Origin of the sequence: Flavivirga spongiicola (assembly GCF_030540825.1) — a bacterium.
Lineage (GTDB): Bacteria > Bacteroidota > Bacteroidia > Flavobacteriales > Flavobacteriaceae > Flavivirga > Flavivirga spongiicola.
Map to the genome: position 1 here is coordinate 4,602,414 of NZ_JAUOEO010000001.1, position 25,126 is coordinate 4,627,539.

Sequence of the window (25,126 nt, forward strand, 5' to 3'; positions counted from 1 at the left end):
AATATTAAACTTATTTATAGGTCTTTTTCATAACGTTTAATCATATCTTCTCTAGATTCTGGAGCTTCTAAACCTCCTAACTGATCTTTTAACATGTGCCCCATTGTCGGAAATGTGTTCCTATCAATTTTTGCCTTTTCATCCCATAATTTAGAGCGCATAAAAGCCTTTGCACAATGTAAAAACAATGTTTCGATAGCAACAACGATACATGCCTTTGGTGGATGATTTTCTGAAGTAAACAACTCTAAATATTCAGCATCAGTACTAATAGAAGCCTGACCATTTACGCGCAAAGTTTCATCAATACCCGGTATTAAAAATAATAAACCAACCGTTCCAGTTTCTAAAATATTAACAATGCTATCAAGTCTATTGTTCCCTTTAGAATCTGGGATTACAATTTCTGTTTCATTAATCACTTTTACAAATCCTGGTGTTCCTCCTCTTGGAGACGCATCTAATTTTCCTTCTTTATTTGATGTAGACATTACCAAAAATGGAGATGTATTAATAAAATGAATGGCATGTTTGTCTAAGTTAAAAAGGTCTTTATCCTTAGCTCTTCCTTTAGGGAATCCATATAATTTGCGAAGTTCTGACGTTGTTTTAATTTGCATAATAGTCGTTATAAATATGATAATCAAATGTAGCTATTATGTCTAAAAAAATCATCTCCTAATCAAATAAAACGGTATTTCATCAAGTATTTATAGATCGTATTGTAAATATTATATAAAATTACACCCAAGAAACTTATACCAATTTGAGTGAAAATAATTGTTACTATTATATTGTTGTCTTTTGCAGGCTTATGTAATGCGCAGTCCATTACAGCAGACCATAAACTACATTTTGGAGCAGGCGCAATAATATCTGCAACGACATATACTGTCGTATACACGACTACAAAAAATAAGAAAAAAGCTTTTTGGTATAGTTTAGGTACTTCTGCATTAGCAGGTCTTGCTAAAGAAATTTATGATAGCAGTAAAGAAAATAATCGCTTTGACACTAGTGAATTAGTAGCTACTTCTCTTGGAGGCTTAACTGCTAGTGCCACCATTAGCCTATTTGTTGGAAAAAACAAGAACAAAAGAAAAGCTAAAATAGCTTTAGTTAATTAACCAAACGATTAATAATTTCTTTTGTCGGTAGAATTTCTTTTGTATGCTCAATACTAGGTCCTGCTACCCAAACTGTTTTATATGTTGCTTTGGTAGCTGCGTTTTTAGTTGCATTCATACCAATTGAGAAACGAATCATTTTCACCCACTTTTTAAGCTTTTTGTTTTTATTTAAAACAGATTCCAGCCAAGTTTGTTTTGTTCCAATTTTTTGAACATAAGGTGTATTTATCACGGTGCATGGGGTTCCTGAAATACGTTCAGTCATGACAATATCATTTGCACCATAATCAACACAAGCTTGTTTATATTCGTTAGTAACATTCGCTTCAAAAGAGGCTATAAAAGGACTTCCAACAGATACTCCTGCTGCACCATAACTCAACATACTATCAATATCTCCCTTACTTCCAACACCACCAGCAGAAATTATAGGAATATGACAATTTGAACTTAATTCTTTAATCAAATCTTCTGGTGATTTATCACCTCGATGACCGCCAGCCTGATTATTTACCGCTATAATAGCATCAGCCCCAAGTTGTTCTACCTTTTTTGCAAATTTTAAATCAACCACATCACAAAACACTTTAATACCAACTTTATGTGCTTGATTGATTGTTTCCTCTGGGCTTCCTAAAGATGTGATAATAAAATCACACCCGACTTCACAAAGAATTTCTAATTGTCCTTTATACTTTACATTCGATTTATTAACGATTAAATTAAACCCGAAAGATCCACCCGCTACTCTATTAGCTTTTAATTCTTTTATAGCAGATCTTAATTCTTCAAGTGTTCTATAGTTTAATGCAGGAATACAACCAGCAATACCACCTTTCATTGCTTCAATAACCATAGCAACGTTAGAAACTAAAAACATAGGGGCTTGAATTACTGGGTGTTTTATATTTAGAAGTTCGGTAAGTTTACTAGCCATTAATTAAAGTTTGAACAAATATAACAAATATTATGCATGCATAACAACTAGCATTCAAATAGTTATATAATCATCAATAATAATTACTCATAAATATCTGGTATTATGACTTTTATCATATTTATATTATAAGCGCATAGTTAATTTTAACTATGCAAAACTTAATATCATTTGCCATGGAAAAAATATTATTTGGTTTATTTATTTTTGGATTAACCGCCCAAGTCAACTCACAAACAATTGAATTACCAAACACATTAATTTCAGTAAATTACAAATATTTAGACGCAACAGATTCAGATAATGCTCCTAAAGAAGTTAAAAGGTTAGAAGATGAAATTCTAAATTACAATCATAAAGAAATCTCAAAACTTTACAATGATACTGATAAAGTCTACGAAGTATCTTTTTCTGTTCCTAAAGGAAAAATAGTTGCTGCTTATGATAAAAATGGAAAAATAATAAGAACTAACGAAAAGTATTACAATGTAAGATTACCATTGGAAGTTGCTCAAGCCATTTCAAAACGATTTCCAAATTGGGGCATCATTGAAGATGTTTATCTTATTAAATATCATTGTGATAAAGATTCTTTAAAACAGGAATACAAAGTCAAAATAAAAAATAACACTGAAATTATTAAGGTAAGAACCGACGAAAAAGGAATATTCTTATAAAGCCTTTTCAGTTTAAAAAACTAATTAAGAAATCTATAATACCCACATTTTAAATAAGCACCTTCATTAAACCCAATAGGGTGATCTAAGTCATGATTCGTTTTTAATATCACTTTAAAATCTCTGTTTGATAATGATAGGACTTGTGAGTTAATATCGAAAAAAGCTTGAGATAAAACTCTAGATGAACAAGAGGCTAGCACTAGCAATCCATTTTTAGCAGTCAATTTTTCTCCTAATTGAGCTAATTGGGCATATTTTTTCTTAGCTAATTCAACCTCTGAAGCTTGTTTTGCAAAGCTAGGAGGATCTATAACTACGATATCAAAAGTAATCTTGTTTTTAATTAATTTTTTAAGCGCTTCAAAAGCATCACCTGCAATCGTTTTATGTTTACCTGTATAATGGTTCAGTTTTCCATTTTGTATAGCTATTTCTAATGCTTGCTTACTAATATCCAGACTTGTTACTTCTTTAGCTCCATGGTATAACGCATGAACTGAAAACCCACCAGCATAGGAAAAAACGTCTAAAACCGTTTTCCCTTTACTCCACTCACCTACTTGTTTTCGGTTAGCCCGATGATCTAAAAAATAGCCTGTCTTATGACCTTTAATCACGTTTGCAGAAAACTTCACATGATGTTCAATAAATTGAACAACTTCATTTTCCAATACACCAAAAACCACATCACCATCTTTTAATTGATGGTTTTTAGATTGTTGCAACCCGCGACTTAAACGAATAACTATGGTATCAGTATTAGAAATTTTTTGCAAACTTTTTAAAATAGATTCTAAATAAGGTAACCAAATCTCGGAATATAATTTTACTACTAAAACAGTATCATAAACATCCGCAATTAAACCGGGAAACCCATCATTTTCTCCAAATAATAAGCGATAACTAGTCGTGTTTGTTTTTAATAAACTTAATCGCTTTTTATGAGCTTCTTCTATTTTGTGATGAAAAAAATCGGCATTTATTTCTACTTTTGAGGAGTCGCTATGAATAATTTTAATGCGAATAGGTGAATTGGCATCATACAAACCTAAACCAACAACTTTGTTTTTATTTTTACTAAAAATAATCGCTAAATCTCCTGTTCGAGACCCATCATTAATCTTCACAATATTATTTGAAAAAACCCAGGGGTGCTTTTTAACCACAAATTGTTCACCTTTAGCATTTAGTTTTACGGCTAAGCGTTTTGGTATATAATCTGATTTAATTTTAGTTGAAAATGACATATTATAGATTTCCTAGCGTTCAAAAGTATGCGTTTTAAAGGTGATTAAAAAGCAAACAAAATAAAAACGCAACCATTTTGGCTGCGTTTTTATTATAATGGGAATTTACAACTATTGTTTTTTATAAGTAGTGATGACATCAGTTGTGCTAATAACACTAACACCTCCTTGTGATAAGTCCGTTACCTCAGTTGCTGATAAAACAAGTTCTGACTCAGTAAGCTTCTCGATTTTCATTACTCCAGTTCCATTTCCTGTGATAATTTCTAATTCGTTATTTTCCATTTTCCAAGTACCATCTCCTAAAACTTTTAAATTTTCTACAGTCCTAGTAGTTGTCTGACCTGCAACTGTAGATGTTAATTTAATACTATATGATCCCGTTGAAATTAAATTGTTAGGATTTTCATTAAAAGTTAATGAATAATCAATATCGTATGCTTCTCCAACGTAATCAGTATTAACACTCTGCCCTTGAGCTGAAGTAACAGTAGTTCCTGAATAATCTACAGATATTCCTTTCCATGTCCCAATTATACTTCCTGATATTTCTGGAGAAGCATCATCACTTGAACAAGATGTTGTTAATACTAAGGTTAATGCAATAAATAAAATACTTAATTTTTTCATGTTTTTGGTTTGATTTATACTACAAAAATAATAAGTAAAAAACGTTAAAAAAGCACAATCAAAAAAGATGTAAAACTATTAGTTAAAGGCTTAAAAATATCGATTAAAGTAATATTCGTATATCTTTTATAAGACTAAGAATACAAAAAACGCAACCAAATTGGTTGCGTTCTTTATATCTAGGTTCTCCCATTCAATTTGGGAAGGTAAAACTAATTAAGACACTCTTAATTGATACGCTTTGGGCTGGACAAAAGCCCTGATTCCCTGTGATGACAAAGTAGAGCCTAGTCCAGAATTCTTTCTACCTGACCATGGTATATTTGGACTTACACGATCACAGCAATTCCAATATACGGTTCCTGAATTCATATGATCTAAAATATGCATCGCTCTTTCTTCATTGCTTGAGAAAACGGCTGACGTTAATCCATATTCTGTATCTAACATCAGTGAGGTAGCCTCTTCATCAGAACTTACTTTTTGCAATCCAATAATAGGTCCAAATGATTCATCAATCATAACTTTCATATCGTGATTACAATTCGCTAAAACCGTAGGCTCAAAATAATAACCATCACCTTCTATAGCTTTTCCTCCTGCCAATAACGTGGCTCCTTTAGCAACTGCATCTTCAACTTGCTCTTTTAATACCTCTAATTGTTGTCCTCTTGTTAGAGAGCCTATAAAAGTTGATAAATCTGTTGGATCTCCTATTTTATAAGACGTTACTTCTTCAGTGAAAGCTTCTATAAATTCATCATAAATACCTTCAGCAATATAAATGCGTTCTACAGCACAACAACTTTGTCCGTTATTATAAAAGGCCCCTTCGGCAGCATTAATAGCGGATTGCTTAACATCAACAACGTCTTCGGTAACATATAAAGGATCTTTGCCTCCTAACTCCAATTGCACTGGAACCATTTTTGGTGCAACCGTTTGATATATGTGCAATCCTGTTTTATGTGATCCTGTAAAGAAATAACCATCTACATGAGACTCTAAAATGTGTTGGCCTAAACTTCCATCTCCTATAACACATTGGAAAACATCTTTAGGGATACCTGCTTGATGCAAATAAGCTTCAAACTGTTTTCCTGTTAACGTTGCAAACTCTGATGGTTTATATAATACCGCATTTCCAGCAACTAATGCATATAAAAACACATTATAACCAACATTATATGGAAAGTTCCAGGCTGAAATATTTGCTATAACGCCAAGAGGCTCATACTTAATACGCTCAAGGGTTGGTCCTTTATTTACTAATACTTCTGGTGCCAACCATTGTTGGGCATAACTACATAGGTGGTCTACTCTATTTTGAGCGCCTTGAATTTCATTTAACGATTGTTGTAATGGTTTCCCTGTCTCTGAGGTTAAAATTTGAGCCAGTTCATCTTTATTCTCTTGTACCAGTTCTCCAAACTTTTTGATACAATTCAACCTTTCCTCAATCGATCTTTTCGTCCAACTTTTTTGTCCTTGTCTTAAAGACTCAAGTTTAGCATTTAAAGATTCCTGAGTGTCTGATTCTATAGTTGAAATAATCGCTCCCGTAGCAGGATTAATAATATTCATATCTCTTTTATTTAAAATGTTTTAAAAACGCATCAAAAAGTAAATCTGCGTCAACTAGTTCGTCTTTTATTGTGTGGAAAAATTCTGGATGCCATTGTACTCCAATCACTTTTCCTTCTGGCTCTTTAACAAACCCAAAAGCTTCTATTAAGCCATCATCAGAATATGCATATACTTCTAGATCTTTCCCTAAGTCTTTAACCGCTTGATGATGAACCGTATTTACATAAATTTGCTTTTCGTTATTGTATAATCGATCTAAAAACTTATCTTCCGTAAAAGCTACGGGGTGTTTAATGGTATCATATAACTCAGCAGATCTATGGTCATTAACATTATCTTTTTGTGTTAGCGTATCTTGGTATAGTGTACCTCCAAAGTATGCATTCATTAATTGAAACCCTCTACAAATTCCCATAATAGGTTTAGAGTTTTTCACAGCATAATCTAATATCTTTAATTCATAAGCATCTCTATAAGCATCTCCTTTCCATTTCCCTATAGGCTGTTCTCCATAAGTTTCTGGAGCTAAATCTACGCCACCTTGCAGGATAAAACCATCCATTTGATCTAAAATGTCGTTAAATAACTCTTCTTCATTAATATCTGGAATCAAAACAGGTAAAACGCCCTTTCGAGTCACATAATTAGCCATGTCATTTTCTACATAGCTCAATGATTTATGCCCAAAAACATTTCTGCTGGTATCAGGATACATAAAGCACGATGATATTCCTAACTTAATCATTTTCTAATTTTTATAATGCTTTCTTATAAATGGCTGCAAAATCGGCTTTGGTTACTGGTTTTGGATTTGAAGGGTGACAGAAATCCTCTAACGCCAATTGAGACAAAGCTTCAATATGGGATGATTCAACACCGACATCTCCCAATTTAGTAGGTAATCCTAACTCATTATTTAATTCAAACAAAGAAGGAATTACTTTTGCTGCTGAATTAGATCCAAGACCTAAGGCCACTCCCATTTTATCAAACCTATCTTCAAAACCTTCATAATTGAATGCCATACCATAAGGTAAATTAACCGCATTGGCTAACCCATGGTGTGTATCTAATAAACTTGACATGGGGTGTGCTAAACTATGAACTATTCCTAGTCCTTTTTGAAAAGCTACTGCTCCCATAAGTGAAGCTAATAACATCTTAGCTCTGGACTCAACATCTGGGTTTTTAGTAGCAGTCGCTAAAGAATCCTTAATTAATGAAATCCCCTCTAAGGCAATACCGTCACACATGGGGTGAAATCCTTTTGCTAAATAAGCTTCCATGTTATGGGTAAGCGCATCCATACCTGTAGCTGCTGTAATAAAACCGGGCAACTCCATAGTTAATAATGGATCGGCAAAAACGATTTTAGCTAGTAATTTAGGCGAAAAAAGAATACGTTTCTTTTTCGTGTCATCTTCAGATATAATGGCACTTCTCCCTACTTCACTTCCAGTTCCAGATGTTGTTGGTACAGTAATAAAGTGAGGAACGTCTTCAGTAACATATTTATCCCCTCCAATTAAATCATCATAATCAAATAAGTCTCTTTTATGATTTACTCTCAAAACAATGGCTCTGGCAACATCAAGCGCTACCCCGCCACCAATACCTATAATACAATCTCTATTCGTTTTGTGATATAAATCACCACCACTTAGCACATCAGATTTTACAGGATTTTTATGCATCTCTTTGTACACTTCTGTAGATAACCCTTGTTGTTCTAAATCCTTTTGAATGTCTTTGAAAAAAGAAAGTTCTGCCACATTTGGATCTGTTACCAGTAACGGACTTGATAAATTATTATCCTTTAAATAGGCTCCTAATTCTTTGATTACTCCTGCACCAAATCTAATAGGTGTTGGAAAATTAAAACTGTATGTTTGCTTAATATCTAACATTTTATAATTATTATACTATTTCAAAATATCTCTTTGTTTCCCAATCGGTCACTTCTTTAGCAAATTCTCTCCACTCCCATTCTCTCGTTTTTGTAAAATGATCTACAAAATCTTCTCCGAATAACTCTTTTGCTATTTCTGAATTTTTCATTTCCTGTGAAGCGTCCCATAAATTTTTAGGTAATGAACCATTACTGTAATCTTCATAGCCATTCCCTACCGTAGCTGGAGTATCTAACTTTAATCCTTTTTTAATTCCGTACAATCCACTTGCTAAAGCGGCTGCCATAGCTAAATATGAATTAGTATCAGACCCCACGACTCTATGTTCTATTCTTGTTGATTTTTTTCCTGTTGCTAATACACGTAACGCCGTCGTTCTATTATCTATACCCCATGTTAAATTAGTAGGCGCCCAAGCACCTTCAACTAATCGTTTATAACTGTTTATGGTAGGTGCAAACATGGGAAGGATCTCTGGCAAACAAAGCAATTGTCCTGCTATATAGCTTTTCATGATATCACTCATTTCATTCTCAGAATTAGCATCATAAAACAGGTTATTCTTCTTCTCTAAATCCCACAAGCTTTGGTGTACATGCCCACTACAACCTGGCAAACTACTTATTTGTTTTGCCATAAAACTTGGAATAATACCATGCTTAAATCCTATTTGTTTAGCAGCTAGTTTAAAAAGCACTGCTCTATCAGCAGCTTCTAAAATGTCTCCATATTGAATGGCTGCCTCTGTAACTCCAGGTCCTGTTTCTGTGTGCAACCCTTCTAACGGAATATTGAAATCGTTCATTAAATCAAATAAATCAGAGAAATAGGCATCATTCTCTCCTATTTTTAATAATGAATACCCAAACATTCCTGATGTGATAGGTTGCAAGTTTTGAAAATTCTTTTCATATAAAGATGTTGAAGTTTCTCTATAGTTAAACCATTCAAACTCCTGTGAAAATAAAGGCTTGAAGTTCATTCCTTTTGCCTGGGTAATTACTTTTTTAAGCAATGTTCTAGGACACACATAACTTTTACTCTTGTCATCTGTATCAAAATCAGCTAAAAAGAAAGGTACGTCATCTTCCCACGGAATTGTCCTAAAGGTTGAAGTGTCAACTTTAGCATCCATATCTCCATACCCTGTGTGCCAACCTGTAACTTTCACATTGTCATAACATTTATCATTTATATCCCAACCAAAAACAACCTGACAAAACCCAAACTCCGACTCTAATGCCGAAATGAATTTTTCTTTGGACATAAATTTTCCTCGCGCAACGCCATCAATATCAACAATGGCGACTTTAATTTTTTCGTGCTTTTGCTCCTTTAATAGAGCTATAATTTCTTGTGTATTCATACTATTAAGATACCATTTTCTTATTTAAAAAGGCTACAAAGTAAAGATAAGACAGCCCTACTAATGTAAAAAATACAGTTGCGATAACTGGATTGTAATAACTCATTGCTATTATTGCAATAGATGCAATAATGAGTGCTGTTAATGGAAAGACAGGATACATTGGTGCCTTGAATGGCCTTTCCATTTCTGGTTCATTTTTTTTAAGTCGTAAATATGCGAGCATTGAAACGATGTATAGTGTTAAGGCTCCAAAACATGCCACTGTAATAATTTCTGCAGTTTTTCCAGAAAATAAAGCTATTATTCCCACTAACATATTTACTAAAAGAGCATTTGCTGGTGTTTTAAACCTACTATGTATATTTCCAAGATATCTAGGCGCATACCCTACTCTACCAAATTCCATTATAGCCCTTCCTCCTGCTAGAATAATGCCATGGAAAGAGGCTATTAAACCTAATAGTCCAATGCCAATTAATAATTTATATAGCACGTGTGAACTATCTATAATTTGACCTAAAGCTAATGGTAATGGTGAATCTGACGCCACGTTACTTCCTTCAGGATATACAACTGCTTCCCAACCTCCTACACCTACAGCCGCTACAAAGGTTAAAATACACAATACTACTAATGTTGCTATGGCAGAGCCAAATCCTATTAAAATACTACGCTGTGGGTTTATAGCTTCTTCTGCAACATTAGCAACACCTTCAATGGCTAAGAAAAACCATATAGCAAAAGGAATAGCAGCAAAAATCCCCGAAATGCCATTTGGCATAGCATTAATTTCAAGATTACTATACTCAAATTCGGGTAAAGCAACCCCTGCAAAAATCAATAATTCTATGACCGCAAAAATGGTTATTACCAGTTCAAAAGTGGCAGCAATCTTAACTCCCAAAATATTTACAACGGTAAAAATTAAATAAGCACTTATAGCAAAAACAAGTAACGGTATACTAGGGTATAATAAATTCAAATAGGCTCCGATAGCTGCAGCAATAGCTGGTGGTGCAAATACAAATTCAATATTTTGTGCAATGCCTGCTATAAACCCTAAATGCTTTCCTAAACCTCTATTAGCATACTCGAAGGCACCTCCTGCTTTAGGTATAGCACAAGCCATTTCTGTATAACTAAAGGTAAAAGTGACATACATGATTATGATGAAAAAGGTAGCAATCGCTAATCCCCATGTCCCACCTTCGGCCAACCCCAAGTTCCATCCGAAATACATTCCGGAAATTACATATCCTACTCCTAGTCCCCATAACATTAGAGGGCTTAACACTTTAGTTAGTTGATTGTTGCTCATAAATTATAAAATAACAGAAGTTCAAACTTACTAAATTCACATCATTAACAGTTTAAAAATACTTATTATTTAAACTTTTTAGTAGTTATTTTCTAATATTTAACTATAAAATAGCATATATTTGCTGTTCACATCCAAATATTTGAAATGTTTTAGATAAATTTGACTAAAAAATGAAATTAGACGACAAAGACTTAATTATACTAGGCTTACTTCAAGAAAATGCAAACATATCTAACAAGGAAATTGCTGAGGCTACAGACTTGACAGCAACTCCAGTCTATGAACGAATAAAAAAACTAAATGCTTTAAAATTACTCAAGAAGAAAGTGTTTTTATTAGACAGAAAAAAACTTGGACTCAGTCTAATGGTAATAGTTTCTGTAGCTATTGAGAAACATTCAGAAAGAAGTGCCATAAAATTCATGAATGCCATTAAAAAATTAGATGAAGTTGTAGAATGTTTACACACTACTGGTGATTTTGATTTTCAACTAAAAGTTTACGCAAAAGATATTGACCATTACCATGAATTTAATTTAAAAAAATTAGGCGCTATAGAAAACATAAGACACATGCAAAGTCATTTTGTAATGAAAGAAATTGTTAATACCACAAGTTTACCTCTTCTCATTTAAACATGGATCTTATTAGTTTTATGACAACAAAAGGAGCTAGAGCTATTACATTTATTATTATTCTTATTACTAAGAATACCTTATATTAAAAACAAAAGCTTAAATCATTAATCCAAATAAAATGAAAAGTCGTTGAACACTTCTTTACTCCATGACTTTTCTTGAGTTTGTGGAGAAATTGCAAAGAAAGGGGAAAATGTATGCATTTTTACAGTTTTTTTATCAGGTAAAAACTCAAGGATACGAAGCCAACCATTACCGCCATTGCCGTGCCAACCACCTCCTAGTGCTTGTGCATTAAATGTTATTTGATTCACTTTTTTACCGGCGTAATTTGTATCGATTCTGTAACCAACATGTGCTTTAAAGTTATTAGGAGCTCCAATATGCCCAGAAAAAACCATCTGAATATTTGTTGATGGCTTAACTAATTTTTCCCAAATTGCTTTTCCATAGTTACCATCTTTAATAGGATAGTTTTCTTTTTCAATATGCTCATTTTTAGCGTTTAAATATGAATGTGTTAATACTGTAATTGTATGGTTTTTATATTCCTTTTTACTCGCTAAGCTTTGAGCCCATTCAATAACGGCATCTCTTGGTGCAAATTCCAAATTCAAAAAAAGAAATTTACGGTTATGAGGAGAAACAAACTCAAAAGCCGAATTTTCTAAGGTAGGTATTCCATCAATATTATAAGTCACTTCTCTAAGAAGCTCTGAGTTTAATATGTTTCTGTGAGCTGGGAAATAATCATTATAGTTTGACTTTCTATTCTCAATATTTTTATAACCGAAATCATGATTGCCAGCGGCTAAGATATATGGTACTTTCCCATCTAATCTGTCAAAAGCTTTTGATATTGCAATCCACTGATCCCTACTGGGTTTATTACCATTAATATTATCGGTTACCAATAGTTCATTTTGCTCTACCAAATCTCCCGTGCATAGTACCATTTTTATATTTAGAGTACTAATATTTTCTTCTATCCATCCTGTCATGAGTTCAAATATCCCTTGATTTCTTCCAAACTTCATGTAAGATTGTGGGTCTGGCAATAAAATAAGAGACCATGAATTAGAGTCAGAAAGTTTTGGCGGAACATATGCTTCTTGGGCGTTAATAGAGTTTTTTATACAAAAGACGCATAATAGCATTATGATATACTTTGAAAAGGTCTTGTTTCTATAATTCATAATGTTAGATGATTTTAATTTAGAACACTAAAAATAACATGAATTTTGTGAATATGAGAATAATAAATCATTTTAAAAAAGATTGACTCCTTTCTTTAAAACAAAAAGAGACTGTCTTTTCAGACAGTCTCTTTACTTTTTAATCTATATTAAGATCCTTCGACTATGCTCAGGATAAGTGATTCACTCAATTTTGTTTTACAAAATTGGTTCTCTACTTACTTAACTTCTTCGAAGTCTACCCTTCGACTTCGCTCAGGACAGGCTACTTGACTTCTTCGAAGTCTACGTCTTCTACGTCACTTCCTTCTGCTTGAGCCTGTTCTCCAGCTCCTGCATCTGGTCCTGGCGCTCCTCCTTGAGCTTCAGCTTGTGCCTTGTACATTTCTTCAGAAGCTACTTTCCAAGCTTCATTTATTTTATCTAAAGCAGGTGTAATTACCTCTAAATCTTTAGTTTCGTAAGCTTTCTTCAATTCTTCTAAAGCATCAACGATAGGCTGTTTTTTATCTTCTGATAATTTATCACCAAACTCTTCTAATTGTTTTTCCGTTTGGAAAATCATAGAATCAGCTTCATTCAATTTTTGAGCGCTTTCTGCTGCTACTTTATCTGCTTCAGCATTCGCTTCAGCATCTGCTTTCATCTTTTCGATTTCTTCTTCACTTAAACCAGAAGATGCTTCAATACGAATATCTTGTGATTTATTAGTTGCTTTATCTGTAGCTGATACTTTAATGATACCATTAGCATCAATATCAAACGTTACTTCAATTTGAGGTGTTCCTCGTCTTGCTGGAGGAATGTCACTTAAGTGAAAACGACCAATCGTTTTATTATCCGCAGCCATCGCTCTTTCTCCTTGCAATACATGAATTTCAACTGATGGTTGATTATCTGCTGCAGTAGAGAATATCTGAGACTTTTTAGTTGGGATCGTTGTATTTGCTTCAATAAGCTTTGTAAATACATTACCCATAGTTTCAATACCAAGAGATAATGGTGTTACGTCTAAAAGTAATACATCCTTAACATCTCCAGTTAATACACCACCTTGGATACCAGCTCCTAATGATACTACCTCATCTGGGTTTACACCTTTACTTGGTGCTTTTCCAAAGAATTTCTCAACAGCTTCCTGTACCGCAGGGATACGGGTAGAACCACCTACTAAAATAACTTCATCAATATCACTTTTTGATAAACCTGCTGCTTTTAAAGCAGACTGACAAGGCTCTATAGTACGTTTTACTAAATCGTCTATTAATTGCTCAAATTTAGACCTTGTAAGTGTACGAACTAAGTGTTTTGGTCCACTAGCAGTTGCTGTGATATATGGTAAATTAATTTCAGTTTGTGCAGAAGAAGATAATTCAATCTTAGCTTTTTCAGCTGCTTCTTTTAAACGTTGTAAAGACATTGGGTCTTTACGTAAATCCATATTTTCTTCAGTATTAAACTCATCTGCTAACCAGTTGATGATTTTTTCATCTACATCATCACCACCTAAATGCGTATCTCCATCTGTAGAAAGTACTTCAAAAACACCATCACCTAATTCTAAAATAGATACATCATGTGTTCCTCCACCAAAATCAAATACAACTATTTTTTGGTCTGTTCCTTTCTTATCCATTCCGTAAGCTAAAGCTGCAGCTGTAGGTTCGTTGATAATTCTACGAACTTTTAAACCTGCAATCTCTCCTGCTTCTTTTGTTGCCTGACGTTGTGAATCGTTAAAATAAGCTGGCACAGTAATTACTGCTTCACTTACATCTGTTCCTAAATAATCTTCAGCAGTTTTCTTCATTTTTTGAAGAATCATTGCCGATAATTCTTGAGGTGTATATAAACGACCTTCAATATCTACACGAGGTGTGTCATTATCACCTTTTACTACTTTATATGGTACACGTTCTGCTTCTTTCTTAGACTCAGAATATTTATTTCCCATAAAACGTTTAATAGAATAAACTGTTTTTGTTGGGTTAGTAACTGCTTGACGTTTTGCTGGATCACCAACTTTAATTTCACCGCCTTCTACAAAAGCTATGACCGATGGTGTAGTACGTTTACCTTCTGCGTTTGGGATAACAACAGGTTCGTTACCTTCCATCACAGAAACGCAAGAGTTGGTTGTTCCTAAATCGATTCCAATAATTTTACTCATAATATTTTATACTTTATTTGTGTTCAATGTTCATTTTTAAACTCGTTTTCTAATAGTCAATCATTATGCCATTTGAGAAATACTGACAAGCTGTCATTTATAACACATATATTTTAAAGAATAGACTTAAATGTAGTAAAACAATTTATATTTGCTCCATTAAAACGATAACGATATAGTTACATGGAATGTATTTCTGTTTTTGACATGTTAAAAATTGGTATTGGACCATCGAGTTCGCATACCTTGGGGCCTTGGAGAGCTGCTGAAAGATGGATTAAAGAGTTAAAGGACACCAACACTTTTGATATCGTTGAAAAAATATCTGTAGATTTATATGGTTCCTTATCATTAACAGGAAAAGGCCATGCAACAGATTATGCTGTCATGCTTGGATTAAATGGTTCTGATCCTGAAATCATTCCTACGGAAAACATTGCTTCTATTATTTCTGAAATAAAAAAAACTAACATATTAAACTTTAACAATGAAAAGTCTATAGCTTTTAATGTAGAAACAGACATTGTGTTCAATAGAAAATTTTTACCATTTCACTCTAATGGAATGACTTTTACTGCAATTATTAATGGTAAAAAATATCAATCAACATTCTACTCTATTGGAGGGGGATTTGTTATTAAAGAAGAACTCAATAATTCAAAAAAGAATTTCGAAATTAAATGCTCATTCCCTTACCCTATTGATAAAGGCACAGAGCTTTTACAGTTTTGTGAAACTTTAAAGAAACCTATCTCTGAAGTTGTTTTAGAGAATGAAAAATCGATTCGTTCAGAAAAAGAAATAGATCTGGAGCTAAAACGCATTTGGAACACCATGCTTGAATGTATATATATTGGCTGCCATACAGAAGGTAATCTTCCTGGAGGGTTGAATGTAAGACGCCGTGCTTTTGATATGCACCAAAGCTTAAAAGGACATACTGCTTACACAAACCCTGTTGAATGGGTTTATGCCATAAGAGATACCGAAGTTAAATTTCGACAGATTTTAAAATGGGTGAGCTGTTTTGCGCTTGCTGTAAATGAAGTCAATGCTTCTTTAGGAAGAGTCGTTACAGCTCCCACTAACGGAAGTGCTGGAGTCATTCCTGCTGTTTTATTATATTATTTAGTGATTGAAAATCATGACGCCAATTTTGAAGATATAAAACGTTTTTTATTAGTGGCTGGCGAAATTGGTAGTATCTTTAAAAAAGGCGCAACCATTAGTGCTGCCATGGGAGGCTGCCAAGCGGAAATTGGTGTATCATCAGCTATGGCTTCCGGTGCACTTTGTGAACTTTTAGGAGGCACTCCGGAACAAGTATTAATTGCTGCAGAAATAGCTATGGAACATCATTTAGGGTTAACATGCGACCCCATTGGTGGATTGGTACAAATACCATGTATTGAGCGTAATGCTATGGGGGCCATTAAAGCTATAAATGCTGCTGAAATGGCATTAGATACAGATCCTAAAAATGTAAAAGTACCACTGGATAAAGTCGTTGCTACCATGTGGGAAACGGCCAAAGATATGCATACAAAATATAAAGAAACTTCTGAAGGTGGTTTAGCTGTTGGGGTTAATCTAACAGATTGTTAGATAACGTTTAATTAAAATTAACACTGTTTTCATAAGCTTTTATTAATTTAAAACCTTCATTTTTTACAAATAGTTAAATTTGAGTTAACTTCAAAGTTGTTATTGATTTTGATCTTTATGCATCAAAAAATGATAACACATGAAAACCTTTAAGTTTCTTTTTATACCTTGTTTATTATTAGTTACTATTTTAGTCTTAGAAGACAATAGCAATACATTAAACACAGGAGATATTGTTTTCACTTCGTTTAATGCAACTGGTAATGATAGTTTTTCTATAACTGCCTTAAAATCAATCAAACCAAAAACAACTATATTTTTTACTGATGCCAAATGGAATGGGAGCAGATTTAGAATAGGCGGCAATCACCTCATTTGGGTATCTGGTGATAAGGAAATTAAAGAAGGGGCTTTAATTGAATTCAAAAATATAAAAACCGAAGCAATAGTTACTTTTGGAAAAATAACATCAAATTTGGCGATTAGTAAAAAAGGAGATGCTATTTATGCCTATACTGGATCATATAAAATGCCAAGTAAATTTTTAGCTGGAATAGCTAATAACATCAATGACTATGGAACACTTATTAATACAGGTTTGGAGGAAGGAAAAACAACAATTACTTTTCCAAATGGGACATATTTTGCCAATTATAAACTTAAACTAAAAAATTTAGATAGAATTGATTTTCTAGAAGGCTTGAAAAAACTAGAAAACTATACTATAAAGCCAAGACTTTAAACGGTAAAAATATATTTGTTTAATTAAAAGAAATTAATCGCAAATAGATTTCCTTCCAGTATCAATTAAATAGATAACTTTCCACATATCTCTCTCAAGTGCAATAACAAACAGATGTTTTTTAAACGTACTAAACAATATAACTTCTTTATCAAAAGCCTCTATCTGGAACCTAATAACATTTTAATTTAATGTACAATAAACTATTTTAATGTTATAGGAACTACAACTTTAGTCATATCCCATTTCATAATTAACTTTGCTCCTTTTTTGTGTTTTTTTAAGATAATTGTAAATTGTTCTAACTCTTGCTTCATTGCTTTTGGAGTTGCAGAAACCTCTAATACATCTAGATCATAATTTGGTTCATAAAAACCTTTCTTTCCCAGTTCACTATTAAGTTTGACAATCCATTTCGTTTTTCCTGGTATAGTATACAACCTATAACGACCAGATTTAATTTCTTTTCCTCCAAATTTAACATCTTTAGAAAACGATATTTCTGTTGCTAAATTCGCGCCTGTACGCCAATATTTATTATATGGCACTAATCCTCCAAAAATGTCTCTCCCTTTTTTATATGGCCTTGAATAATCTACTGAAATTTCTACGCCTTCGATCACAATCTCCGTATTTCCCTTGGGGCTTTTTACTTGTGACATAGCTGTATTTGAAACAACAAAAAGTGTAAAAATCATTACACAAATAGTAAAACTTTTGATTTTCATAATTTATTTATAGTTTTAATTATTATTTACAGTTCGCTTTCCTTCTGGTATCAATTAAATAGATAATTTTCCATTGATCACCATCTTTAAAAAACTGAAACGAGTTAACACCGCAGTGGCTAAATGCACCATTAAACCAAAATTCATATGGTGTCCAGGCATTTGCCATATTACCATCTACCTGAATGCTATAATCCAATAAACGTTCATCCCATTTTTGGTCATCTGGTCTATTTGCAATCGCATTGATAAGTTTTTCAGGGTTATCAGTAACCAAAATATCTTTTCCTTCTTTATTTTTATAAGCTGTTTGCAGAAGTATTTTATCCATCATAACAGACTTCATAAGTGTTGTATCTCCTTTATGAAATCCTTCAAAAAAAGTGTCTACAGCTGATTTTACTTGAGCTTGCTCATCGTTTTGAGCATATATAGTTGAAGTAATTAAAACGAATAAATAGAATATTGTTCGAGCCATAATATGTAAATTTTCAACTAATGTAGAATAACATACGTAATGATGGTATGCCTTAAAGAAAAGTTTAACATATATACTCAAATTGGTATAATTCATTACTTTTACGTACTATTTTAAAAATCAGAAAAATTATGTCTGTAGCTAAAAAAGAGTATAAACGTATCACAGTTAAATCATTGGTTGACATGAAAGCTAATGGTGAAAAAATATCGATGTTAACCGCTTACGATTATACAATGGCAAAAATTGTTGATGGTGCTGGTATCGATGTTATACTTGTTGGTGATTCTGCAAGTAACGTTATGGCTGGACATGAAACTACATTACCTATTACTTTAGATCAAATGATTTATCATGCATCTTCTGTAATTCGTGCCATATACCGCGCTTTAGTGGTTGTTGATTTACCATTTGGCAGCTACCAAAGTGACCCAAAAGAGGCACTACGATCTGCTATTAGAATTATGAAGGAAAGTGGCGCCCATTCAGTTAAACTAGAAGGTGGCAAAGAAATAAAAGACTCTATTAAGCGTATATTAAATGCTGGTATTCCTGTCATGGGACATTTAGGATTAACACCTCAATCCATATATAAATTTGGAACATATACAGTAAGAGCCAAAGAAGAACAAGAAGCTCAGCAACTTATTAATGATGCAAAAATGCTGGAACGCATTGGTTGTTTTGCTATTGTTCTTGAAAAAATTCCTGCTAAACTAGCAAAACAAGTAGCCGAAAGTGTAAGTATTCCTATTATAGGCATTGGAGCAGGAAACGGTGTTGATGGACAAGTACTGGTATTGCATGATATGCTGGGAATGACTCACGAATTCAATCCTCGTTTCTTACGTCGTTATATGAATTTATATGAAGATATGACCAATGCCATCTCCCAATATGTTGGTGATGTAAAAAGCCTTGATTTTCCAAGTGATGGGGAACAATATTAGTTTAGATTGTTAGACTTTTTAGATAATTGGATTATTAGATTTTAGATACTTTATATGCATAGGTTTAAAGACTTAGAAATTTGGAAAAGAAGTAGGTCTTTTTGTTCTGAAATATATTCTATTACCTCAAAGTTTCCTGAATCTGAAAAATTTGGTCTAACAAACCAATTAAGAAGAGCATCTGTTTCTATACCTTCCAATATAGCTGAAGGTTCTTCAAGACAATCGAATAAAGATTTTGCTCGGTTCTTACAAATAACTTTAGGTTCTGCATACGAAATTGAGACACAGTTATTAATAGCATCAGATTTAGGTTTTATAAATAATGAAGAATTAAAAGAACTTTCTAAAAACTTAGAATCCATTATAAAAATGACTTCTAAATTTAAATCTACTCTAAAATAACCCAACAATCCAGTGATCCAATAATCGAATAATCCAAAAACCTAACATGTCTAAAATTTTATCTAACAAGTCTAACCTTCTAATTCTTTACGAAGACAATCATATTATTATCATTAACAAACGCGCTGGGGATATTGTACAAGGTGATAAAACAGGTGATAAACCATTAAGTGATGTCGTAAAAGAATATATTAAAGACAAGTATAACAAACCTGGAAATGTCTATTTAGGAGTTGTGCATCGTTTAGACAGGCCTACAACAGGTCTTGTCATTTTTGCAAAAACAAGTAAAGTATTACCCAGACTTAATAAATTATTTCTTTCAAAGGACATAAAAAAAACATACTGGGCTATTGTAAAAAATGCTCCTCCTAAACCTGAAGATACTTTAATAAATTGGCTGAAAAAAAATCCAAAAAACAATAAATCTACTGCGTACATAAAAGAGGTAAAAGACAGCAAAAAAGCTATTCTTCACTATGAATTATTAAAGAAGTTAGACAACTATTATTTACTTGAAATTAATTTGGAAACAGGCAGACACCATCAAATACGGTCTCAATTAGCAAACATCGGATGTCCAATTAAAGGGGATCTAAAATATGGTTTTGATAGAAGCAATAAAGACGCCGGTATCCATTTACATGCTAGATATATTGAGTTTATTCATCCCGTTAAAAAAGAACTAATAAACATTTCAGCACCACCTCCAAAAGATGCCATTTGGGATGCTTGTTTCCCATAATTTGAATATCTTTATAAAAAACACTTTTGAATACCATAACTCAAATACTTTCAAAACAAAAGGCTTTTTTCAAGTCTCAAAAAACGAAAGATGTCCCTTATAGATTATCACTTTTAAAGGCTTTAAAACAAGAAATAGTTTCTAATGAACATGCTATTTACGATGCTCTAAAAAAAGATTTCAAAAAACCAGAATTCGAAACTTTTATTAGCGAATTTGGGTTAGTTATTTCTGAGCTGAACTTAGCTATTAAAAACCTTAAAAAGTGGGCGAAGCCAAAACGAGTAAAACCATCGATGTTAACATTTCCTGCTCGAGATTATATTTACAAAGAGCCTTACGGAACGATATTAATTATTGCCCCTTGGAACTATCCTTTTCTATTAGCAATTGAGCCTTTAATTATGGCGATTGCCGCTGGAAATACGGTTATTTTAAAACCTAGCGAACTAACTAAGCACACTTCACAACTCATCACAGACATCGTTCAAAAAATATTTCCGGAAGCTGTTGCAGCATCCATTGAAGGCGGTGTTGAAATAGCTACAGAGTTACTATCCCAAAAATGGGATTATATATTCTTTACGGGTAGTGTTTCTGTTGGAAAAATTGTTGCTCGTGCTGCAGCTAGACATTTAACGCCTGTTACTTTAGAATTAGGTGGAAAATCACCTTGTATTATTGATGACACGGCTGATTTAAAACTGGTTGCTCGACGCATATCCTGGGGGAAGTTTTTAAATGCCGGACAAACATGTATTTCTGCTGATTACATCATTATAAAATCTAATCTTAAAGACGCTTTTATTGATGCATTAAAAATTGAAATTATTAAAAGATATGGTGCTAACCCAAAAGAATCTCGCGATTTACCGAGAATTATCAATAAGAGAAATGTGCAACGAATAGCGGAGATGCTAGAGGATTCTCATGTGATTTTTGGTGGTAATATCGATGTAGAAGATTGCTATATTGCTCCTACATTAATTGATTCACCTAATTTAGATAGTAAACTAATGAGTGATGAAATTTTTGGTCCCGTTTTACCCATTCTAACTTATGATACTGAGCAGGATATAGAAAGTATTATTTGGAATTATGACAAACCATTGGCGCTTTATGTGTTTTCGAATAATGACACTTTTATTGAGCAAACAATTAAAAAATATAGTTTTGGTGGCGGTGTTATAAATGATTTATTAATCCATTTTGGAAATCACAGATTGCCATTTGGAGGTATTGGAGCTAGCGGTATGGGTGCCTATCATGGAAAAACTGGTTTCGACACGTTTTCACACAATAAAGCCATATCCAAACGCGGAAACTGGTCAGACCCAAGTATAAGATACGCGCCTTATAAAGGGAAATTAGGGCTCTTAAAAAAAATGTTTAAATACTTCTCTTAATGAAGTGGTTTAAACCATTTTTTAGGAAATTGGATAATCTAATATTAATTGCACACCTTCATTTGGTTTGGAAAACAACTCTAACTCTGCATTAATTAATGATGCCCTACTCTTCATATTTATTAATCCCGAGCCTTTTTCTATATCATTCATATCAAAGCCTTTACCATCATCTGTCGCAATGATTTTTAAGCTTTTTGTTTGATACTCTATTGTAACAGCTAGATTTTCAGCCTCAGAATATTTTACCGAATTAGATAAAAACTCTTGTATGATTCTAAAAATAATGATCTCATGTTTCCTGTTTGTAAAATCGATCTTCTCTCCTACGGTTTTTAGTTTAGCAGAAGTGAATTTCATCTTTTTAAGTCGATCTAATTCGTTGGTGATAGACTTTTCAAAACCAATATTTAAAACAACCTCATTATTTAATGTTTTCGAAAGTGCTCTTACTTCAGATAAACTATTTTTAAGGGCTTCAGTAGTATCTTTAAATTTATCCTTTACATCATCAGCTACCTGCATTTTTAAAATACTTAATTGCATACTCGCAAAGGATAATAATTGCCCAACATTATCGTGCAATTCCCACCCTATATTCTTAAGCGTTTGTTCTTGTATTTCGGTTTGAGCCTGAGCTATCTCTTCTTCAAAAGCTTGTTGTTGTTTAATTTTATCCAACAACAATTTATTCTTTCTTTTTTGAAATACAATAAAAAAGACAATTACCAGTGATGTTACAACTACTAAAACAGTAATCATATATATTAATAAATAGCGTTCAGAAGCTGTACTCGCTAATTGTTCTCCGGTTTGCACCATATCAAAGCAAAAGTATAAGTTAAATACATAAATATATTGGCAAATAAATAAATTTCCCATTTTAGAAATATAAAATTCCAATCACGATTAGGGTTTCCTACTTCATAAGCAAAGTAAATATCATAAAACGTTAAAGGTGTGATGATTAACCACCAAATAAATATAGCAATACTAATATAAAAATTGAGCGATCTATAAAAGGTTAGTATTTTATCACTTTGTAACGTTTCAATGAAATAAAATACTGCACAGAGAAATATAACTATGGCTCCAAAAATACTTATTAAAGGAAAAAAACGAGTAAAATACTCATCCCAATTTATAATAATACAAAGGATAGAAAACACTAAAAATATATAACTGGTATACTTTACTATGGTTTTAAATGTTCTGTTTTTTAAAATTTTAAAATAATAAAACGCAAAAAACAAAATAGCACCAATGGACCAGTATAAAGTGGACCACCAATAATTCTTTTCAAAAACAGTACCAATGAGGAAACCAAAAATTTTTTCAGGATGAACATACCATGTATAAGAACAAATAAAATCGCAAATTATTAGGTATATCAAAAAATATATAAAATACTTAGCAGCTGCAGTTTTATATTTTTTATAAAATAATAATCCTGTTACAGCTGCTAATAATTCTATGCTAAGAGTTATAAAACTGTAATTTTGCTTTAAAAACTCTTCCATTTTATTCTATATTCTAATTAGGATACCCTCCTGAACCTCCATGACCGTTATTTAAAGGAGGCATAGGAAGATCTGTATTACTTTGAAAAGTAAAAGGCATCATACTAGCAGTATCATGAGATTTTTTACCTGTTGGCACTATAAACATAGTCGTTAAATTCTTTTTATTTAACCCAGCGTTTTCTCCATAAACACCTAAATAAACACGAATACCGTTCATATCGTACCCTAATTTTTCCGCTTCTTCTTTTGAGTAAGCCAAATAATTTTCAATATCTTTTAACTTCCAAGAAGTCCAACGATTATCTTTTTTTCTTCCTTGTCGTTGCGCTGCAGAATCTACTGCTGCTTCTCTGTACTCAGTCCAATTGTTATTTAATTCTTCAGCCTTGTCCCTTTCAATAACGCCATCTGGTATTTCAAATTTTGTTGACATTGATTTGACATCAATGTCTCTTGAACAAAAATAATACGTTAATACGGCTCCAATAATAAATCCCAAGATAATGTAACTTAATTTCTTCATGTTGATTAGTAAGTTGTGGTTAATAAATAGCTAGCCAAAAATAAGAAAAAGATTTAAAAGTGTAGTCTTTTTATACACTTAGGATAAGTGCTTTTAAAAATCAAGCAGGAAAACCAAGCATACCTCCCATTCCTACTGTAAATAACCAACAACCATAAACAGCATGTTCTATAGATACCAAGAGTGTAGATTGTGTCTTTTTATAGGTCATTGCAAACAGTAGTCCTCCAAAAAAAGTTAATACTAGCACTAAACTGTTTTTAAAAAACACATGCCCCAAAGAAAATATAATAGCATTTACGAAAACAAATAACGTTTCGTTTTTAAATAAACCTTTATAACGTTGAAAATAAAAAGTTCTATAAATTATTTCTTGCGGATATACCGAAAAGAAACTATAAATAAACAATATAAAAACCCACAGTTTAGGCTTATTTAGTAATACATTAAAAAGCAATTCATTATCCGTTAACCAAACAAACAATGTCGTAAGAATTGCAATGACAATTAATTTAAAAATGGTTTGTTTCCAGAATATATGCCATTTCAAACCTGAAGCAATTTTAAACTTTTTCTTCTCAACCCTTAACAAAATATAAATGATATATATAAACCCGATGATACCTATACTCACTTTGAGTTTTATAGAATAGGTCATAGCAAAACTAATAGGTAATAGAATAAAAATAATTAAAAACTCAATGCCTTTATAGATAGTTGTATTCATAATTACATATTAATCGCTGTAGTATGCTTTACTTCACTTATTACAAACATGCTATGCGTACTACCAATATGATTGATGGTCGTTAACTTTTTAACCATAAACTCACGAAAAGCTTGCATGTCTTTTACTAAAACTTTTAATAAATAGTCGTAATCACCACTAATATGATAACATTCTAACACCTCATTTATATTGGCTACCTCTTTTTCAAACTTTACAACATATTCTTGGCTGTGCTGTACAAGCTTGATATGGCAAAATGCTACAAATGCTTTATCGACGCGTTCTTTATTTACTAATGCCACATATCTATTAATGTACCCTTCTCTTTCTAGCTTTTTTATACGTTCATAAACCGCCGTTACAGAAAGATTTAATTTATTGGAAAGCTCTTTATTTGTTTGTTTACTATCCACTTGTAAGTAATCTAGTAACTTTCTATCAATGTCATCAAATATCATAATTGAAATTTTTTCATC

At 32.5% G+C, this 25,126-nt stretch carries 27 protein-coding genes; 9 read left to right on the forward strand and 18 right to left on the reverse strand.

Features of this window, described 5'->3' with window-relative positions:
• Positions 1-14: 14 nt before the first annotated feature.
• Complete coding sequence (locus Q4Q47_RS18230) at positions 15-620, reverse strand: pyridoxamine 5'-phosphate oxidase family protein (RefSeq protein ID WP_303308074.1); 606 nt, start codon at positions 618-620, stop codon at positions 15-17.
• 150 nt (positions 621-770) lie between these two features.
• Between Q4Q47_RS18230 and Q4Q47_RS18235 the strand changes: the two genes are divergently transcribed.
• A complete protein-coding gene (locus Q4Q47_RS18235) occupies positions 771-1,127 on the forward strand; it encodes a hypothetical protein (protein WP_303308075.1) in 357 nt (118 codons plus the stop codon).
• On the opposite strand, the gene Q4Q47_RS18240 is transcribed toward Q4Q47_RS18235, so the two are convergent.
• A complete protein-coding gene (locus tag Q4Q47_RS18240) occupies positions 1,120-2,067 on the reverse strand; it encodes an NAD(P)H-dependent flavin oxidoreductase (RefSeq protein ID WP_303308076.1) in 948 nt (315 codons plus the stop codon). The genes Q4Q47_RS18235 and Q4Q47_RS18240 overlap by 8 nt on opposite strands.
• Before the next feature lie 176 nt (positions 2,068-2,243).
• Between Q4Q47_RS18240 and Q4Q47_RS18245 the strand changes: the two genes are divergently transcribed.
• Positions 2,244-2,744 carry a nicotinate-nucleotide adenylyltransferase gene (locus Q4Q47_RS18245; RefSeq protein WP_303308077.1) on the forward strand — a complete coding sequence of 167 codons (501 nt, stop codon included), beginning with the start codon at positions 2,244-2,246 and terminating at the stop codon, positions 2,742-2,744.
• Between the two features lie 20 nt (positions 2,745-2,764).
• On the opposite strand, the gene Q4Q47_RS18250 is transcribed toward Q4Q47_RS18245, so the two are convergent.
• The 7 genes from Q4Q47_RS18250 to eat form a co-directional block, all read right to left on the reverse strand.
• On the reverse strand, positions 2,765-3,994 hold the full coding sequence (locus Q4Q47_RS18250) for a class I SAM-dependent rRNA methyltransferase (RefSeq protein ID WP_303308078.1): 1,230 nt from the start codon (positions 3,992-3,994) through the stop codon (positions 2,765-2,767).
• Between the two features lie 111 nt (positions 3,995-4,105).
• Entirely contained in the window at positions 4,106-4,624 is a 519-nt protein-coding gene (locus Q4Q47_RS18255; RefSeq protein WP_303308079.1) for a lipocalin family protein, read from the reverse strand.
• Positions 4,625-4,840: 216 nt separating this feature from the next.
• The gene (locus tag Q4Q47_RS18260; protein ID WP_303308080.1) at positions 4,841-6,208 is read right to left on the reverse strand and encodes an aldehyde dehydrogenase family protein; all 1,368 of its coding nucleotides are present in this window, start codon (positions 6,206-6,208) and stop codon (positions 4,841-4,843) included.
• A gap of 7 nt (positions 6,209-6,215) precedes the next feature.
• A complete protein-coding gene (locus Q4Q47_RS18265) occupies positions 6,216-6,956 on the reverse strand; it encodes a gamma-glutamyl-gamma-aminobutyrate hydrolase family protein (protein ID WP_303308081.1) in 741 nt (246 codons plus the stop codon).
• A gap of 10 nt (positions 6,957-6,966) precedes the next feature.
• A complete protein-coding gene (locus Q4Q47_RS18270; protein ID WP_303308082.1) occupies positions 6,967-8,118 on the reverse strand; it encodes an iron-containing alcohol dehydrogenase in 1,152 nt (383 codons plus the stop codon).
• 10 nt (positions 8,119-8,128) lie between these two features.
• Complete coding sequence (locus Q4Q47_RS18275; RefSeq protein ID WP_303308083.1) at positions 8,129-9,487, reverse strand: glutamine synthetase family protein; 1,359 nt, start codon at positions 9,485-9,487, stop codon at positions 8,129-8,131.
• 4 nt (positions 9,488-9,491) lie between these two features.
• On the reverse strand, positions 9,492-10,808 hold the full coding sequence (eat, locus tag Q4Q47_RS18280; RefSeq protein WP_303308084.1) for an ethanolamine permease: 1,317 nt from the start codon (positions 10,806-10,808) through the stop codon (positions 9,492-9,494).
• 173 nt (positions 10,809-10,981) lie between these two features.
• On the opposite strand from eat, the gene Q4Q47_RS18285 reads away from it, so the two are divergent.
• The gene (locus Q4Q47_RS18285) at positions 10,982-11,446 is read left to right on the forward strand and encodes an Lrp/AsnC family transcriptional regulator (protein ID WP_303308085.1); all 465 of its coding nucleotides are present in this window, start codon (positions 10,982-10,984) and stop codon (positions 11,444-11,446) included.
• Positions 11,447-11,553: 107 nt separating this feature from the next.
• Here Q4Q47_RS18285 and Q4Q47_RS18290 read toward each other — a convergent pair whose 3' ends face one another.
• Together Q4Q47_RS18290 and dnaK are read right to left on the reverse strand one after the other, a co-directional pair.
• On the reverse strand, positions 11,554-12,645 hold the full coding sequence (locus tag Q4Q47_RS18290) for a metallophosphoesterase (RefSeq protein ID WP_303308086.1): 1,092 nt from the start codon (positions 12,643-12,645) through the stop codon (positions 11,554-11,556).
• 265 nt (positions 12,646-12,910) lie between these two features.
• Positions 12,911-14,815 (reverse strand): molecular chaperone DnaK, encoded by a 1,905-nt coding sequence (dnaK, locus tag Q4Q47_RS18295; protein WP_303308087.1) that lies wholly within the window; start codon positions 14,813-14,815, stop codon positions 12,911-12,913.
• Between the two features lie 183 nt (positions 14,816-14,998).
• Here dnaK and Q4Q47_RS18300 point away from each other — a divergent pair, with 183 nt between their 5' ends.
• Both Q4Q47_RS18300 and Q4Q47_RS18305 read left to right on the forward strand, forming a co-directional pair.
• Positions 14,999-16,420 carry an L-serine ammonia-lyase gene (locus Q4Q47_RS18300; protein ID WP_303308088.1) on the forward strand — a complete coding sequence of 474 codons (1,422 nt, stop codon included), beginning with the start codon at positions 14,999-15,001 and terminating at the stop codon, positions 16,418-16,420.
• Between the two features lie 139 nt (positions 16,421-16,559).
• A complete protein-coding gene (locus Q4Q47_RS18305; protein WP_303308089.1) occupies positions 16,560-17,162 on the forward strand; it encodes a hypothetical protein in 603 nt (200 codons plus the stop codon).
• A 203-nt stretch (positions 17,163-17,365) separates the two neighbouring features.
• On the opposite strand, the gene Q4Q47_RS18310 is transcribed toward Q4Q47_RS18305, so the two are convergent.
• Entirely contained in the window at positions 17,366-17,890 is a 525-nt protein-coding gene (locus Q4Q47_RS18310; RefSeq protein ID WP_303308090.1) for a DUF2911 domain-containing protein, read from the reverse strand.
• Positions 17,891-17,912: 22 nt separating this feature from the next.
• The gene (locus Q4Q47_RS18315) at positions 17,913-18,368 is read right to left on the reverse strand and encodes a nuclear transport factor 2 family protein (protein ID WP_303308091.1); all 456 of its coding nucleotides are present in this window, start codon (positions 18,366-18,368) and stop codon (positions 17,913-17,915) included.
• Positions 18,369-18,499: 131 nt separating this feature from the next.
• Between Q4Q47_RS18315 and panB the strand changes: the two genes are divergently transcribed.
• Genes panB through Q4Q47_RS18335 form a run of 4 tightly spaced genes read left to right on the forward strand, consistent with a single transcriptional unit; the run spans position 18,500 to position 21,874 of the window.
• Positions 18,500-19,318: a 3-methyl-2-oxobutanoate hydroxymethyltransferase gene (gene panB, locus Q4Q47_RS18320; RefSeq protein WP_303308092.1), complete on the forward strand. Its 819-nt coding sequence runs from the start codon at positions 18,500-18,502 to the stop codon at positions 19,316-19,318.
• Between the two features lie 54 nt (positions 19,319-19,372).
• Positions 19,373-19,723, forward strand: coding sequence for a four helix bundle protein (locus tag Q4Q47_RS18325; protein WP_303308093.1), 351 nt, complete (start codon positions 19,373-19,375; stop codon positions 19,721-19,723).
• Between the two features lie 46 nt (positions 19,724-19,769).
• Positions 19,770-20,468 (forward strand): RluA family pseudouridine synthase, encoded by a 699-nt coding sequence (locus tag Q4Q47_RS18330; RefSeq protein ID WP_303308094.1) that lies wholly within the window; start codon positions 19,770-19,772, stop codon positions 20,466-20,468.
• 26 nt (positions 20,469-20,494) lie between these two features.
• A complete protein-coding gene (locus tag Q4Q47_RS18335) occupies positions 20,495-21,874 on the forward strand; it encodes an aldehyde dehydrogenase (RefSeq protein ID WP_303308095.1) in 1,380 nt (459 codons plus the stop codon).
• 21 nt (positions 21,875-21,895) lie between these two features.
• Here the strand turns inward: Q4Q47_RS18335 and Q4Q47_RS18340 are convergent, their stop codons facing one another.
• From Q4Q47_RS18340 to Q4Q47_RS18360, 5 genes are all read right to left on the reverse strand, one after another.
• Entirely contained in the window at positions 21,896-22,696 is an 801-nt protein-coding gene (locus Q4Q47_RS18340) for a sensor histidine kinase (protein WP_303308096.1), read from the reverse strand.
• Positions 22,672-23,394 (reverse strand): hypothetical protein, encoded by a 723-nt coding sequence (locus tag Q4Q47_RS18345; protein ID WP_303308097.1) that lies wholly within the window; start codon positions 23,392-23,394, stop codon positions 22,672-22,674. Before Q4Q47_RS18345 ends, Q4Q47_RS18340 begins: the two co-directional genes overlap by 25 nt.
• Positions 23,395-23,407: 13 nt before the next feature.
• Positions 23,408-23,920, reverse strand: coding sequence for a hypothetical protein (locus tag Q4Q47_RS18350; RefSeq protein ID WP_303308098.1), 513 nt, complete (start codon positions 23,918-23,920; stop codon positions 23,408-23,410).
• A 100-nt stretch (positions 23,921-24,020) separates the two neighbouring features.
• A complete protein-coding gene (locus Q4Q47_RS18355) occupies positions 24,021-24,647 on the reverse strand; it encodes a CPBP family intramembrane glutamic endopeptidase (protein WP_303308099.1) in 627 nt (208 codons plus the stop codon).
• A 2-nt stretch (positions 24,648-24,649) separates the two neighbouring features.
• A complete protein-coding gene (locus Q4Q47_RS18360; RefSeq protein ID WP_303308100.1) occupies positions 24,650-25,108 on the reverse strand; it encodes an Lrp/AsnC family transcriptional regulator in 459 nt (152 codons plus the stop codon).
• Between the last annotated feature and the right edge of the window lie 18 nt (positions 25,109-25,126).